Below are 14066 nucleotides of genomic sequence, written 5' to 3'. Positions count from 1 at the left end.
AACGCCCGCATCATACCGTTGATTTCATTCTTCTCTTAGAGAAGTTAGGGGGGGTTAAACTCGCGAGCCACCCAACCCTAGCCCTCCCCGTTTAAAAGGAGGGAACTCAATCAATTACTTTTTGTCTTCTTTGACTTCTTCAAACTCAGCGTCAACGACATCGTCTTCTGCAGACTGTTGTTGGCCTTCACCCGCTTGTTGTGCTTGAGCTTTTTGCTGAGCGATCTCCATCAGTTTTTGAGCAGCAGCCATAAGCGCTTGAACTTTAGCGTCGATCGCTTCTTTGTCTTCACCTTTCTTCGCTTCTTCAAGCTCAGTAATGGCCGCTTCAATCTTCACTTTATCGTCAGCAGGAAGAGCATCACCCGCTTCTTCAATTTGCTTACGAGTACCGTGAATCATTTGGTCCGCTTGGTTACGTGCTGTCGCTAACTCTTCGAACTTTTTGTCCGCTTCTTTGTTTGCTTCAGCTTCTTGGACCATTTTCTCGATTTCAGCATCGCTCAAACCGCCAGACGCTTGGATAGTGATCTTCTGCTCTTTGCCTGTTTGTTTATCTTTCGCAGACACGTGCAAGATACCATCCGCATCCAAGTCAAACACAACTTCAATTTGTGGCATGCCACGTGGTGCAGCTTGAATACCTTCTAGGTTAAATTGACCTAGCGATTTGTTGTACATGGCTTGCTTACGCTCACCTTGTAGAACATGGATCGTTACTGCGTTTTGGTTGTCTTCAGCGGTAGAGAATACTTGATTCGCTTTAGTTGGAATCGTTGTGTTTTTCTCAACCAACTTAGTCATCACGCCACCCATTGTCTCGATACCGAGAGACAGAGGCGTTACGTCAAGTAGCAATACGTCTTTTACTTCACCCGCAAGCACACCACCTTGAATGGCCGCACCAACAGCAACCGCTTCATCTGGGTTAACATCTTTACGCGCTTCTTTGCCAAAGAATTCAGCCACTTTCTTCTGAACCATAGGCATACGAGTCTGACCACCCACTAGGATAACGTCAGTGATGTCGCCGACAGACAAGTCTGCATCAGCCAGCGCCACTTTTAGTGGCTCAAGCGAACGCTGAACAAGGTCTTCCACTAGAGATTCTAGTTTCGCACGTGTCACTTTCACGTTCATGTGCTTAGGACCAGCAGCATCAGCGGTGATGTAAGGCAAGTTCACATCTGTTTGTTGCGCTGATGACAACTCAATCTTCGCTTTTTCTGCGGCTTCTTTCAGACGCTGCATCGCAAGTGGATCAGTTTTTAGGTTGATGCCTTGCTCTTTTTTGAACTCATCAACGAGATAGTTGATCATGCGGTTATCAAAGTCTTCACCACCAAGGTGTGTGTCACCGTTAGTTGCTAGAACTTCGAATGTTTTCTCGCCTTCAACTTCATCGATCTCGATGATTGAAATATCAAATGTACCACCACCAAGGTCGTATACCGCGATAACGCGATCGCCACCTTGTTTGTCCAAACCATAAGCAAGTGCAGCCGCTGTTGGTTCGTTGATGATACGTTTTACTTCAAGACCTGCAATACGACCTGCATCTTTCGTTGCTTGACGTTGTGCATCGTTAAAGTATGCAGGAACCGTAATAACGGCACCAGTAACTGGCTCACCAAGAAAATCTTCAGCTGTTTTCTTCATTTTCTTCAGAACTTCAGCTGAAACTTGAGGAGCGGCCATTTTTTGGCCTCTTGCTTCAACCCAAGCATCGCCATTATCTGCCTTCACGATTTTGTAAGGCATGATTTCAATATCACGTTGAACTTCTTCGTCTTCAAAACGACGACCGATCAAACGCTTAATTGCAAATAGCGTATTGGTTGGGTTTGTTACCGCTTGACGTTTTGCAGGCTGACCTACTAGCGTCTCACCATCTGTATATGCAATTACCGATGCAGTTGTACGTTCACCTTCAGCGTTTTCAATAACGCGAGGTTTGTCGCCATCTAAAACAGCAACACAAGAGTTAGTAGTACCTAAGTCAATACCAATGATTTTACCCATCAGGCTATCTCCAAATAAATTCTATTTTTGTTTTATGCTACCCCCTATGTGGGGGAGGGAGAACAGGGTTTCAACCCTTACTCACAAACTAAACAAGGATGTTCGTTTCTCGTATGCCCAATAAATAAGGTCACTCAGCACCTTTTCAAGGGCAAAATTGAAAAAAGTTATGATATTTCGACTAAACAGCGTAAATAACGACTTTTTCAATCCCGAAATCACTTAATGAAGGTTTCTATCTCGACATTAATCGATTTCGACATAAAAAAGAGAGGCGACGTACACCTCTCTTTGGCACTGAATAAATTAACGCCAATAAAGCATTTGGCTTATTTCGCAACTCTTTACTTTGATACCATGACCATCGCAGGGCGAATCACTCGGCCATTCAACTCATAGCCCTTTTGCATCACAAACATCACAGTGTTAGGTTCATGATCTGGGCTCTCTTGAATTGACATTGCTTGGTGCAATTCTGGGTTGAATGTTTCGCCTTCAGGATTAATCTCTTTCAGGCCAAACTTTTCAACTACGCCAATGAAAGTTTTGTGCGTCAGTTCCACACCTTCCACCAGCGGTTTCACTACTTCGTTCTCAGCGTCAGCAGCTTGAATCGTGCGCTCTAGGTTGTCTAACACTGGCAACAACTCTTCAGCAAAACGGCTCAACGCATATTTACGCGCTTTATCGATCTCTTGCTCTGAACGGCGGCGCATATTTTCAACTTCCGCTTTCGCTCTTAGCACCGAGTCTTTTTGCTCTTGAATTTTTGCTTCGCTCGACAGTAGCGCCGCTTCTAATTGCGCAATTTGGGACTCTTTCTCATCGACTTCAACTTGTTCGTTCCAATCGATATCCGCGTCAGTACCAACGACTTCAGCTTCTTGACCCACTACTTCTTGCTGTAGTTCTTCTTCTTTGATTTTGTTTTCTTCGTTGTTCATGATATCTCCAGAATCCAACTATTTTGCGCTTAACCTCCACAGTTCAAAAAGTTAAGCACACAAAAATTCGCACAAAGGCATAACTTGCCCTTATTATGGGGATGAACAATCCTGATTCAAGCCTAATTAGTTTGGAAAATTTATGAAAAAACCATTTGAAGTGATCGCTATCATTGGAAAACCAAGAGATCAACAAGCCATTCAAACACATAAAGAGCTTTATCAATGGCTAACTTCAATGGGATATCCGGTCTTTATTGATGATCGTCTCAGCGAAATATTGGAAGGTGTACCTGCGGAACATTTCGCTAGCTTGCTTGAAATCGGCAAAAAAGCAGACCTTGCTGTGGTGGTCGGAGGCGATGGCAATATGCTCGGTGCCGCGCGCGTATTATCGCGATTCGACATTTCCGTGATTGGGGTGAATCGTGGCAATTTAGGATTTTTGACCGATCTCAACCCAGAAGATTTTCAACCAAGGCTACTTGCAGTACTCAATGGCGAATATTTAGAAGAACAACGCTTCTTACTGGAAACAGAAATTCATCGCCACGGGCAAGTCAAAAGCCATAATGCAGCGCTTAATGAAGCCGTATTACACCCCGGCAAAATTGCACATATGATTGAATTTGAAGTCTATATAGATAATAGCTTCGCTTTTTCTCAACGCTCCGATGGCCTTATCGTTTCTACACCAACGGGCTCTACCGCTTATTCACTTTCTGGCGGCGGGCCGATTTTATCTCCCAGTTTAAACGCCATTACACTGGTCCCCATGTTCCCGCATACCCTTTCAAGCCGCCCCCTAGTTGTGGATGGCAACCGCCAGATAAAACTGCTGGTTTCACCTGATAATCGCGGAACACAGGAAGTTAGCTGCGATGGACAAGTATCCCTACCGGTTTCCCCCGGTGATGAAGTGCATATTTACCAAAGCCCAAATATTCTAAAGCTCATTCATCCTAAAGATTACAGCTACTATCACGTGCTAAGAAAGAAACTGGGTTGGTCGAGTAAATTGTTTTAAACCAACCTCTTCACCTTCTATTTACTGTCGACCTCGATTAATAATATCGAGGTCTTTTTTACAGGGAATCATTAATATTTAATGGGTTTTAAAATTTCCATTTATTTTCCATCATAAATTTACTTATCCTATAGCTGATTATTTGTGAGCCATGATTTATTCCATATTCAAGTTAAGGACTTCGATCACAATTATTATTTCTATCAATTTACTTACTGAACAACTTGGTTAAGAATCGTTCCATCAGTCAACCAGCTATAACTCACCACGGATTTAGATATGAGTAAAAATCTAAAAATTCAAGATAAGTTATGGTCAAGCTCCCTAGCTTGGTACACGCACGACTATCAAATCTCAATTTTACCATCTTTTGCACACGCCTAGCCTGCTTGGTTGTTTCTGCATTCTTTCGAATCCATTAAACAATCAGCATCAACACTAAATCTATTTATATCGTTTTTCGATACTTGCATTCATCTTTATTAATTTAAAGTTGTTGCTTGGTTATTCTCAAATAGATTTATTTCACTCGAATTTTATCGCTAATTATTTGGCGCGATATTTTGCACTCTAAATATATAAAGGGTGTTGACTAATATCGCCTGACGAAAATTAAATTATTCAAAGGTATTATCATGGAAAACTTTAAACACTTACCAGAACCCTTCCGCATTCGTGTTGTTGAACCAGTAAAACGTACAACACGTGAATATCGCGAAGAGGCCATCCTTAAAGCGGGTATGAACCCATTCCTTATTGATAGTGACGATGTATTTATTGACCTTCTCACTGACAGCGGCACAGGCTCTATTACTCAAAGAATGCAAGCAGCAATGCTCATGGGTGACGAAGCTTACAGTGGCAGCCGCAGCTACTATGCGCTGGCGAATGCGGTGAAAGATATCTTCGGTTATGAGTTAACTATCCCAACTCACCAAGGCCGTGGTGCAGAGCAAATCTATATTCCTGTTCTAATTAAAAAGCGTGAGCAAGAAAAAGGCCTCGATCGTTCAAAAATGGTGGCGCTGTCTAACTACTTCTTCGACACCACTCAAGGTCACACTCAGGTTAACTGCTGTGTGGCGAAAAACGTCTATACCGAAGATGCGTTCGATACATCTGTCAATGCAGATTTCAAAGGTAACTTTGATATCGCGAAACTGGAAATGGCGATTGAAGAAGCAGGGCCTGCGAACGTACCTTACATTGTCAGCACGATTACTTGTAACTCTGCCGGTGGTCAGCCTGTCTCTATCGCTAACTTAAAAGCGGTATACGAGATTGCTCAACGCTACGATATTCCTGTCATCATGGACTCTGCGCGTTTTGCTGAGAATGCTTACTTTATTCAGCAACGTGAGCCGGGTTATCAAAATTGGACTATCGAAGAAATCACTCGTGAAACCTATAAATACGCAGATGGTTTAGCCATGTCTGCTAAGAAAGATGCAATGGTTCAAATGGGTGGTCTGTTGTGTTTCAAAGATGAATCGATGATGGACACTTACACGGAATGTCGCACGCTTTGTGTGATTCAAGAAGGTTTCCCTACTTATGGTGGTCTTGAAGGTGGTGCAATGGAGCGTCTTGCTGTCGGTCTATACGATGGCATGCGTCAAGACTGGCTAGAGTACCGTATCGGTCAGGTTCAGTACCTTGTTGATGGCCTAGAAGCCATTGGGGTTGTGTGTCAGCAGGCTGGCGGCCACGCAGCATTCGTTGATGCAGGCAAACTATTACCTCATATCCCTTCGCATCAATTCCCAGCTCATGCTTTGGCCTGTGAACTCTACAAAGTAGCCGGTATTCGCGCGGTAGAAATCGGTTCGTTACTATTAGGCCGTGATCCTGCAACGGGTAAACAACACCCTTGTCCTGCTGAGTTGTTACGCCTAACCATTCCTCGTGCTACTTACACTCAAACGCACATGGACTTCGTTATCGAAGCATTTGGGAAAGTAAAAGAGAATGCCCACAACGTGAAGGGACTCGATTTCACCTACGAGCCACAAGTGCTACGCCACTTCACAGCCCGTCTAAAGGAAGTTGAATAATCACTAACTAAAGCGCGCCTAATTGGCGCGCTATTTCCTTCTAAATCGAGCAAAACAAAATCTATAAATTTAGCGGGCTTTTTCCTCAACATGAAACTTAAACAAGAGTAACGATTATGAACAATAATCCATCTTTAGTAGGCGGAGCTTGTATCATAGCAAGCGTCTGTGTCGGAGCCGGAATGTTAGGGTTACCGAGTGCGGGAGCCGGCGCTTGGACGACTTGGTCTCTTATCACAATTACCTTCACCATGATCATGATGACACTCTCGGGTTGGATGCTATTGGAAGCATTCAAGCGTTACGATCTTAAAGTGTCTTTCAACACTGTGACCAAAGACATCCTTGGCGATAACGTCAACCGAATTAATAATTTAGCAGTTTATTTTGTCGGCGGTATCTTACTTTATGCTTACATCACATCTTCAGGTTTAATTCTAGAAGGTGTTTTAGGTATCAATAACAAAATCACATCAGTCCTGTTTGTTGCTGTTTTCTCTCTTTTCGTTTGGCACTCTACTCGAGCAGTCGACAGGATCTCTATTGTTCTTATTGCCTTTATGGTACTGAGCTTCGTATTTGGTGTTTCTGGTTTAGCCGTTAACATAGATACTAGCGTACTTTTCGACCGCATTAACGAAGAATCCAATTATGCCCCATACGCTATGGCAATGTTACCTGTGGCGTTAACTTCATTTGGTTATCATCACTCAGTGGCCAGTATACGTTCTTACTATGGATGTGAGCATCGCGCAAAATACGCCATTTTGGGCGGTACCGTTATCGCACTATGTCTGTACTTCCTATGGATGGCCAGTATTTACGGTAACCTACCACGTAGCAATTTCGGCCCAGTGATTGCCCAAGGTGGTAACGTTGAAGTTCTGTTAGCAGCGTTAGGCTCTGTGATTGATTCAGACAAGGTATCGCACGCAATCAACACCTTCTCAATGGCAGCCATTCTTTCTTCGTTCATCGGTGTAGGCTTAGGTGTTTTTGATTTTCTGGCAGACCTGTTTAAATTTGAAGACAACAAACAAGGTCGCACTAAAACGTGGCTAGTGACATTTATTCCACCACTCACCCTTTCTTTATTGTTCCCTTTTGGCTTTATTCTGGCGATTGGCTATGCGGGTGCTGCTGCAACAATCTGGGCTTGCTTAATTCCAGCGTTATTGGCTCGTAAATCACGCACTTTAGAAGGTGGTCAAGAAGGATTTATGGCACCGGGTGGCAACGCAATGATCGGCATGCTGATCTTATTTGGTATCGCAACCGGAGTATTCCACTTTATGTCAATGATGAACCTATTACCGACATTCAGCGGTTGAGTCAGTTTCACTACACCAATGGCAACCCACTAATGACGAGAATTACGATGGCGAGTTCTTTGAAAACCACCAAGCCTCTTTTCCAGCGCGCTCATGCGTGAAAGTTGCTCGCCTTCCTATGGATGCGAAAGTGGAAATTGAAGTGATAGCGACCAAGTAAACGCTATTCTCTAGATGATAAAAAAGACGCATCAAGCGTCTTTTTTATGTGAATTTATGCAATGTAGATTAACCCTAGCAAACCAACTACGGCGATTGTCGCGCCAAACACCATGACACTCGATAGTTTGTCAGCCAATGTCGATTGGGATTTACCTTTTTCAGAGGTGTTTTTATTTTCTAATAGCGAAAGAAGTGCTGAGTTCATGATTTACTACACCTTGTTACATTGTATACAGGTTGCGTATTCTATCTTTTTTGTGAACCTCGTCAAACTATTTAATGAACATTTAATAATCAATTCAAAACTAATTAACCCCATCGAATGAAGTAAAATTCATTAGAAAGCCAGAGCTATCAAGCAACATAAATCACTTTCTGTCGCATGCACTAAACTCAGCGCAGTTTCCAATACTCATAGTTTTCTGACAGGCATCTTTACTGTATAAAAAAACAGTTTATACTGTTCACTTATACAGTGTTATTTGATTATATAGGTACAGAAATGCTGGCTCATTTAAGTGTGAATAATTTTGCTATTGTTAAATCATTGCAGTTAGAGCTTTCCAAAGGAATGACTACCATTACTGGCGAAACCGGTGCGGGTAAATCCATTGCAATTGACGCGCTCAGTTTATGTCTTGGTGGCCGTGCGGAAGCAGGAATGGTCAGGCAGGGTGAAGAAAAAACCGAAGTCAGCGCCGCCTTTATTTTGGACAATAACCTCAACGCCACGCGCTGGTTGGAAGACAATGACTTGCTCGACCAAAAAGAGTGTATTTTACGCCGAATCATCACCAAAGATGGCCGCTCTCGTGCCTTCATCAATGGCAGCCCTGTGCCTCTTTCACAACTCAAAGCTCTAGGTCAATTACTGATCAACATCCACGGTCAACACGCCCATCATCAACTGATGAAAAGTGAGTATCAAATGAGCATGCTGGACCAATACGCAGGTCACGTGAATCTTGTCAAAGAGACACGCTTAGCCTACCAAATGTGGCGTCAAGCAGATAACCAGCTCAATCAACTCAAAGAAAATAGTCAACAAAACCAAGCTCAAGTTCAACTGCTGGAATATCAAATCAAAGAACTCAATGAATTGGCGATTGGTGAAGAAGAGTTCACCGAACTCGAACAAGAGCACAGACGTTTAGCCAACAGTGGCGAGCTTGCTACCACTTGCCAGCAAGCCATTGAACTTATTTATGAGGGGCAAGAAGTCAATGCGCTAAGTTTGCTGCAGTCAGCCAACCACGCCTTGCTTGAACTGGCCGAGTTAGATGAAAAACTTGCCACCTTACCCAACATGGTGGCTGAAGCCATCATCCAACTCGAAGAAGCCAACAGTGAATTGCGAAACTATCTGGACAGTATCGATGTCGATCCTGAACGTATGGCTTATGTAGAAGAACGTTACTCTAAAGTGATGTCCATATCGCGCAAGCACTACATCGCTCCTGAAACGCTTTACCACCACCACCAAGATCTGCTCAAACAAATAGCGCAACTTGACTGCTCTGAAGATAAATTACAAGAACTGGAAAGTAACGTTGCCAAACAGTATCAGCAGTTTGCAACCTGTGCCGACAAACTGCATAAGTCTCGTAGCCGTTACGCGAAAGAGCTGGATAAATTAATCACCAATAGCATGCACGAACTGAGCATGGAAAAAGCCAAGTTCTGCATCGAAGTTAATCATGAAACAACGCATCCATCACCACTGGGTTTTGACACCGTAACTTTCTTAGTCTCAACCAACCCGGGTCAACCGCTGCAGCCTATCGCTAAAGTCGCGTCAGGCGGAGAACTGTCACGGATATCTCTAGCAATCCAAGTGATCACCGCTCAAAAAGTAGATACTCCTAGCCTTATTTTTGATGAGGTCGATGTCGGTATCAGTGGCCCGACAGCAGCGGTAGTCGGAAAAATGCTAAGAACATTAGGTGAATCAACTCAAGTACTGTGTGTGACTCACTTACCACAAGTGGCAGGCTGCGGGCACCAACAACTGTTTGTTAGCAAGCAAGCCAAAGCAGGAAAGACAGAAACACAAATGAAACGATTAGATAGTGAACAACGCATCGCTGAACTTGCTCGCCTTTTAGGGGGTAGCCAAATCACCGAATCTACCCTTGCTAATGCGAAAGAACTGCTGATCGCCGCCTAAGCTGACATTTTTCTTTTTAGGTTTGCAACCAAACTCAAAATTTGCAGTCTCAACTAGCTCGTAGCTCAGTCTATTTTTTACTTCTGCTGCGAGCTTGTTTATTATCAGTCCAGTTTTACGACCTATTGGCAAAGAATTTTGAATATGCAGTTAAAAAAGTGGTTAATCGCAGTCCCTTTAGCAATGACAATGCTGACTGGATGCTCTTTATTAGAAAAACTCGTTTATCGTATTGATATTAACCAAGGCAACTACGTTGAACAGCAAGCCGTCGATCAACTCAAGTTCGGTATGAGCAAAGAACAGGTTAGGTTTGTCATGGGGTCGCCGATGCTTATTGAAAACGGTTATCCCGATACTTGGTATTACATTTATCACCACACGGAAGGCCACAAAGAATCGATACAGAAAAACCTGATTGCGACATTTAATACCGCAGGTGCTTTGATGGAAATCAGTGGCGACTACCCTCCTAGCGAACGGTTTTTTGAAGGCGTAAACTGAACGAAAACACGTTCAAACAAATGATACCCAAAGTGCACCTCACAATGAGTGACACTAACGGACAGGGCTCATAACGAGCCCTTTATCTTGCATCCAATACCGCAGTAACGTTTACTGTTGCGCTTTTGCCTGCTCGGCTCTCTTGCGACGGATCTCTTTAGGATCGGCCAATAACGGACGATAAATTTCAATGCGATCACGGTCTCTGACCGTCGAATCTAGCTTAACGTTACGACTAAAAATCCCGACCTTATTTTTTGATAAATCAATCTCTGGGTAGAGCTCAAGCACACCGGACTGTTGAATTATCGTTTCGACGGTTGAGTTTTTGTCTACCACCAAATTCAGTACTCTTTGCTCATGAGGCAATGCATAGACTACCTCAACATGGATCATCTCAGATTCAATACTCATTACTGATACACCTGTTTCGCTCGTTTGGTAAATGCGTTAACCATATTACTGGTCAATTCATTGAATATCTTGCCAAAAGCCAATTCCACCATTTTGCTCGAAAATTCAAACTCCAGTTTAAGTTCAACCTTGCAGGCCTGTTCATCAAGTGCAGTAAAATACCAACCGCCTTTTAAAGCCTTAAAAGGACCATCGACCAAATTCATCAAAATAGCTTCACTGGCCACCAACACATTCGACGTTGTGAACGTCTTACTTATCCCTGCCTTTGAAACATCCACCGAAGCCACCATCGACAAATCGGAAGATTCAATAACGCGAGAACCAGAACAACCTGGTAAAAATTCAGGATAACGAGCAACGTCATTCACGAGATTAAACATTTGTTCTGCACTAAAAGACACTAAAGCAGAACGACTGACTTGCTTCATATTCTCTCCTCATCACCACCGAAAGAGTCTGGTGTGTAACAATTTTACTTTTATTCTTATCCTACGCAAATAAAAGGATTTCCTAAGCTCAAACCAAGCCGTATAATGCCGCCACTATGGTAAAGAAAAAATCAAACTCAAAAGCAGGTAGCAATACCATTGCTGTAAATAAAAAAGCTCGCCACGAATATTTTATCGAAGATGAAGTAGAAGCAGGCATGGAGCTCCAAGGCTGGGAAGTCAAATCTCTTCGTCAAGGCAAAGCGAATATCGCAGAAAGCTACGTTTTCATGCGAGACGGAGAAGCCTTTGTTTCCGGAATGACAATAACGCCACTGCAGCAAGCATCCACTCACGTGGTTGCCAACCCAACTCGCGTGCGCAAGCTGTTAATCAGCCGCCGTGAACTGGATAACCTTTATGGACGCATCAACCGTGAAGGCATGACACTTATCGCACTATCACTGTATTGGTCTCGCTCTTGGGTGAAAATCAAAATTGGTGTAGCGAAAGGTAAAAAACTGCATGACAAACGTGATGATTTAAAAGAAAAAGATTGGGCAAGAGAGAAAGCACGCGTAATGAAGAGCTCATTGCGTTAATCTTGACCACTTAGACGCAGAAAGCTAGACAGACAAAGGTTTTCTGGTAGTATGCGTCAACACACTTGGGGCTGATTCTGGATTCGACGGGAATTTTGCAGTCTGAGGTGCATGCCGTGGGGCGGTTTGCCACGTTAAAAGCCGCAAAAAAATAGTCGCAAACGACGAAAACTACGCACTAGCAGCTTAATAACCTGCCAAGAGCCTTTCTGCCCTAGCTTCCGCTCGTAAGACGGGGAACAACAGAGAGTCAAAACCAAACAAGCTCGTGCCGCGTCTCCCGCCTGAGAGACAAAGCATTAAAACTAATTCAGGATAGCCATTAGATAGCGTGTCGGTTCGCAGTTTGATGGTGAAATTAAAGATCGAATAAGCATGTAGTACCAATGATGAATGATTTTCGGACGCGGGTTCAAATCCCGCCAGCTCCACCAATCATAAGTTTAAAGACGTCCTAGGGCGTCTTTTTTCTTGCCTGAAACATAATAAAATCAACAGTTTATAGTCCATTATCGTCCACAACGTTCTCTACCTTCCATACTTTTTGGTATTCCACGTGGTATTCCAAGCAATAAATGATAGTATTTGGAATACCATTTATTTGAGGAGTTGACCCAATGGGAACCAGAGCAACTAGACTAACAAGTAAAGCTATTACCAACGCAAAGCCTAAAGAGAAGGATTATGTTCTTTCAGACGGCGACGGTTTACAGCTACGAGTTAGGACAAATGGTTCTCGGTTGTGGAACTTCAACTACCGCCACCCTATTACTAAAAAACGCATCAACATGGGTTTAGGTGCTTTCCCTGAGTTATCTCTCGCTAATGCCCGTAAAAAGACAATAGAAGCAAGGGAGCTTGTTGCTGATGGCATTGATCCTAAAGAAGCCAGAGATTCAAAGCTTTCTGAAATGCAAAAAGAGCTTGAAGACACATTACTCAACTTAGCTAAAGAGTGGTTTGAAAGAAAAAAAGAAAGTGTCACACCAAACTATGCCGATGATATCTGGCGTTCTTTAGAACTACATGTATTTCCGCAAATAGCGAATACACCAGTAAAAGATATCGATGCCCCACTCGTTATTGATCTACTTAGACCTATCGAAGCAAAAGGCAGTTTAGAGACGGTTAAACGCTTATCTCAACGCTTAAACGAAATAATGAACTACGCGGCAAACTGTGGTCTTGTTAAAGCGAATCCATTAACAGGTATTCGAGCCGCTTTCAAAAAGCCCAAAAAAGAAAACATGGCAGCACTAGCACCAGATGAGTTACCAGAGCTCATGGGAGCTATCGCCAATGCCAGTATAAAGCGTACTACTCGTTGTTTAATTGAGTGGCAACTTCACACTATGACACGACCTTCTGAAGCCGCAGGCGCTAGATGGGATGAGATTGAGTGGGAAGAAAAGATATGGACTATTCCAGCCGAGAGAATGAAAAAAAGAAGAGAGCACCGCATCCCGCTCACAGAGCAGATGCTAGCGCTATTAGAAGTAATGAAGCCGATAAGCGGCCACCGTGTATTTATCTTTCCTTCAGATCGCGATCCAAAGAAACCATGTAACAGCCAAACGGCAAATATGGCTCTGAAACGTATGGGTTTTGCGGGAAGATTGGTTAGCCACGGTCTGCGCTCTCTCGCAAGTACTACACTCAATGAACAAGGCTTTGATCGTGACTTAATTGAGGCGTCATTAGCCCACGTTGATGATAACCAGGTTCGTAGTGCTTATAACCGTACTGACTATCTAGAACGCAGAAAGCCTATGATGTGCTGGTGGAGCGGGCATATAGAAGAGGCTAGCAAAGGAAAACTATCAATTACAGGCTCTTTATCGTTAAAGGCTATAATTTAGTAGCAAATTCAATACCACCAGCGTTGCTGGTGGTAATTAAAACAACAGAATACCTAGAAATAAGAGGACGGATAACGTGACGTTTCTCCTTAACTCGTCACAATATCTGAGTAAAAGTGTTACATATAGCTGAAACTCTAACTGACTTACTGCATAAAACCATTTAATTCAGTAAAACCAAGGCCGACTCGAGACTGATTGGAACCAAATTTTTGTAATAGATTAAGCGCATATTCATACCTCAACTCTGAAACTGGCGTCGCAAGTAGCTCTCGAGTTTCTAGAAGAACTTTCCCTATATCATCTTTATTTTCCTCATCACCTTGCTCTGTAGTGGTCAACTAAAATTGGCCACGGTTTTAGAGTTTTCCCAATATAATCGTTCTGATTCATTGGGAGTTAGACCACCGTTATACTGATGTGGCCTGAGTTGGCAGTAATATCCGATAATGTAGCGGGTGATCTCTTGTTGAGCCTCAGCGAAGCTATGATAACCCACAGTTGGCACCCATTCCGTCTTCAAACTTCTAAAGAAGCGCTCTATCGGCG

At 43.2% G+C, this 14066-nt stretch carries 14 protein-coding genes, 1 other RNA gene and 1 pseudogene; 9 read left to right on the top strand and 7 right to left on the bottom strand.

What is annotated here, in order from left to right; all coding sequences use genetic code 11:
- Positions 1-114: 114 nt before the first annotated feature.
- A complete protein-coding gene (gene dnaK / locus AACT42_RS02355) occupies positions 115-2022 on the bottom strand; it encodes a molecular chaperone DnaK (protein ID WP_013857431.1) in 1908 nt (635 codons plus the stop codon).
- A 344-nt stretch (positions 2023-2366) separates the two neighbouring features.
- The gene (gene grpE, locus AACT42_RS02350; protein ID WP_038148829.1) at positions 2367-2966 is read right to left on the bottom strand and encodes a nucleotide exchange factor GrpE; all 600 of its coding nucleotides are present in this window, start codon (positions 2964-2966) and stop codon (positions 2367-2369) included.
- 142 nt (positions 2967-3108) lie between these two features.
- On the opposite strand from grpE, the gene nadK reads away from it, so the two are divergent.
- The 4 genes and pseudogenes from nadK to AACT42_RS02330 form a co-directional block, all read left to right on the top strand.
- A complete protein-coding gene (nadK, locus tag AACT42_RS02345) occupies positions 3109-3993 on the top strand; it encodes an NAD(+) kinase (RefSeq protein ID WP_013857433.1) in 885 nt (294 codons plus the stop codon).
- A gap of 635 nt (positions 3994-4628) precedes the next feature.
- Complete coding sequence (gene tnaA / locus AACT42_RS02340; RefSeq protein WP_017043367.1) at positions 4629-6047, top strand: tryptophanase; 1419 nt, start codon at positions 4629-4631, stop codon at positions 6045-6047.
- Between the two features lie 116 nt (positions 6048-6163).
- Positions 6164-7378 carry an aromatic amino acid transporter gene (locus AACT42_RS02335; RefSeq protein ID WP_094134191.1) on the top strand — a complete coding sequence of 405 codons (1215 nt, stop codon included), beginning with the start codon at positions 6164-6166 and terminating at the stop codon, positions 7376-7378.
- 49 nt (positions 7379-7427) lie between these two features.
- A pseudogene (locus tag AACT42_RS02330) lies at positions 7428-7538 on the top strand (Rid family hydrolase); the annotation flags it as partial.
- 54 nt (positions 7539-7592) lie between these two features.
- Here the strand turns inward: AACT42_RS02330 and AACT42_RS02325 are convergent.
- Entirely contained in the window at positions 7593-7745 is a 153-nt protein-coding gene (locus tag AACT42_RS02325) for a hypothetical protein (protein ID WP_161441836.1), read from the bottom strand.
- A 297-nt stretch (positions 7746-8042) separates the two neighbouring features.
- Here AACT42_RS02325 and recN point away from each other — a divergent pair, with 297 nt between their 5' ends.
- Positions 8043-9707: a DNA repair protein RecN gene (gene recN, locus AACT42_RS02320; RefSeq protein WP_026028979.1), complete on the top strand. Its 1665-nt coding sequence runs from the start codon at positions 8043-8045 to the stop codon at positions 9705-9707.
- Positions 9708-9851: 144 nt separating this feature from the next.
- On the top strand, positions 9852-10211 hold the full coding sequence (bamE, locus tag AACT42_RS02315) for an outer membrane protein assembly factor BamE (protein ID WP_026027472.1): 360 nt from the start codon (positions 9852-9854) through the stop codon (positions 10209-10211).
- A 111-nt stretch (positions 10212-10322) separates the two neighbouring features.
- Here bamE and AACT42_RS02310 read toward each other — a convergent pair whose 3' ends face one another.
- Together AACT42_RS02310 and AACT42_RS02305 are read right to left on the bottom strand one after the other, a co-directional pair.
- Entirely contained in the window at positions 10323-10625 is a 303-nt protein-coding gene (locus tag AACT42_RS02310) for an RnfH family protein (protein ID WP_010319507.1), read from the bottom strand.
- Positions 10625-11056 carry an SRPBCC family protein gene (locus tag AACT42_RS02305; protein ID WP_013857438.1) on the bottom strand — a complete coding sequence of 144 codons (432 nt, stop codon included), beginning with the start codon at positions 11054-11056 and terminating at the stop codon, positions 10625-10627. The genes AACT42_RS02310 and AACT42_RS02305 overlap by 1 nt, the downstream gene beginning before the upstream one ends.
- 116 nt (positions 11057-11172) lie before the next feature.
- Here AACT42_RS02305 and smpB point away from each other — a divergent pair, with 116 nt between their 5' ends.
- The 3 genes from smpB (at position 11173) to AACT42_RS02290 (ending at position 13517) form a co-directional block, all read left to right on the top strand.
- Positions 11173-11658 carry an SsrA-binding protein SmpB gene (gene smpB, locus AACT42_RS02300; RefSeq protein ID WP_013857439.1) on the top strand — a complete coding sequence of 162 codons (486 nt, stop codon included), beginning with the start codon at positions 11173-11175 and terminating at the stop codon, positions 11656-11658.
- A 67-nt stretch (positions 11659-11725) separates the two neighbouring features.
- Positions 11726-12092: a transfer-messenger RNA gene (gene ssrA / locus AACT42_RS02295) on the top strand.
- Between the two features lie 183 nt (positions 12093-12275).
- The gene (locus AACT42_RS02290) at positions 12276-13517 is read left to right on the top strand and encodes an integrase domain-containing protein (RefSeq protein ID WP_094134190.1); all 1242 of its coding nucleotides are present in this window, start codon (positions 12276-12278) and stop codon (positions 13515-13517) included.
- A 146-nt stretch (positions 13518-13663) separates the two neighbouring features.
- Here AACT42_RS02290 and AACT42_RS02285 read toward each other — a convergent pair whose 3' ends face one another.
- Positions 13664-13858, bottom strand: a complete 195-nt coding sequence (locus AACT42_RS02285; protein ID WP_094168030.1) for a hypothetical protein — start codon at positions 13856-13858, stop codon at positions 13664-13666.
- The coding region (locus AACT42_RS02280) for an integrase core domain-containing protein (RefSeq protein WP_141192795.1) at positions 13855-14066 on the bottom strand (212 nt) is incomplete at its 5' end. The genes AACT42_RS02285 and AACT42_RS02280, both read right to left, overlap by 4 nt.

The sequence above is a fragment of the Vibrio sp. V15_P4S5T153 genome, assembly GCF_963874485.1.
GTDB lineage: Bacteria > Pseudomonadota > Gammaproteobacteria > Enterobacterales > Vibrionaceae > Vibrio > Vibrio anguillarum.
The sequence above is the reverse complement of the archived record's forward strand: the minus strand, read 5'-3'. Positions and strand labels throughout refer to the sequence as shown.

Coding starts and splice junctions, on each gene's coding strand:
- dnaK (WP_013857431.1), bottom strand. CDS start 2,022: ATGGGTAAAATCATTGGTATTGACTTAGGTACTACTAACTCTTGTGTT.
- grpE (WP_038148829.1), bottom strand. CDS start 2,966: ATGAACAACGAAGAAAACAAAATCAAAGAAGAAGAACTACAGCAAGAA.
- nadK (WP_013857433.1), top strand. CDS start 3,109: ATGAAAAAACCATTTGAAGTGATCGCTATCATTGGAAAACCAAGAGAT.
- tnaA (WP_017043367.1), top strand. CDS start 4,629: ATGGAAAACTTTAAACACTTACCAGAACCCTTCCGCATTCGTGTTGTT.
- AACT42_RS02335 (WP_094134191.1), top strand. CDS start 6,164: ATGAACAATAATCCATCTTTAGTAGGCGGAGCTTGTATCATAGCAAGC.
- AACT42_RS02325 (WP_161441836.1), bottom strand. CDS start 7,745: ATGAACTCAGCACTTCTTTCGCTATTAGAAAATAAAAACACCTCTGAA.
- recN (WP_026028979.1), top strand. CDS start 8,043: ATGCTGGCTCATTTAAGTGTGAATAATTTTGCTATTGTTAAATCATTG.
- bamE (WP_026027472.1), top strand. CDS start 9,852: ATGCAGTTAAAAAAGTGGTTAATCGCAGTCCCTTTAGCAATGACAATG.
- AACT42_RS02310 (WP_010319507.1), bottom strand. CDS start 10,625: ATGAGTATTGAATCTGAGATGATCCATGTTGAGGTAGTCTATGCATTG.
- AACT42_RS02305 (WP_013857438.1), bottom strand. CDS start 11,056: ATGAAGCAAGTCAGTCGTTCTGCTTTAGTGTCTTTTAGTGCAGAACAA.
- smpB (WP_013857439.1), top strand. CDS start 11,173: ATGGTAAAGAAAAAATCAAACTCAAAAGCAGGTAGCAATACCATTGCT.
- AACT42_RS02290 (WP_094134190.1), top strand. CDS start 12,276: ATGGGAACCAGAGCAACTAGACTAACAAGTAAAGCTATTACCAACGCA.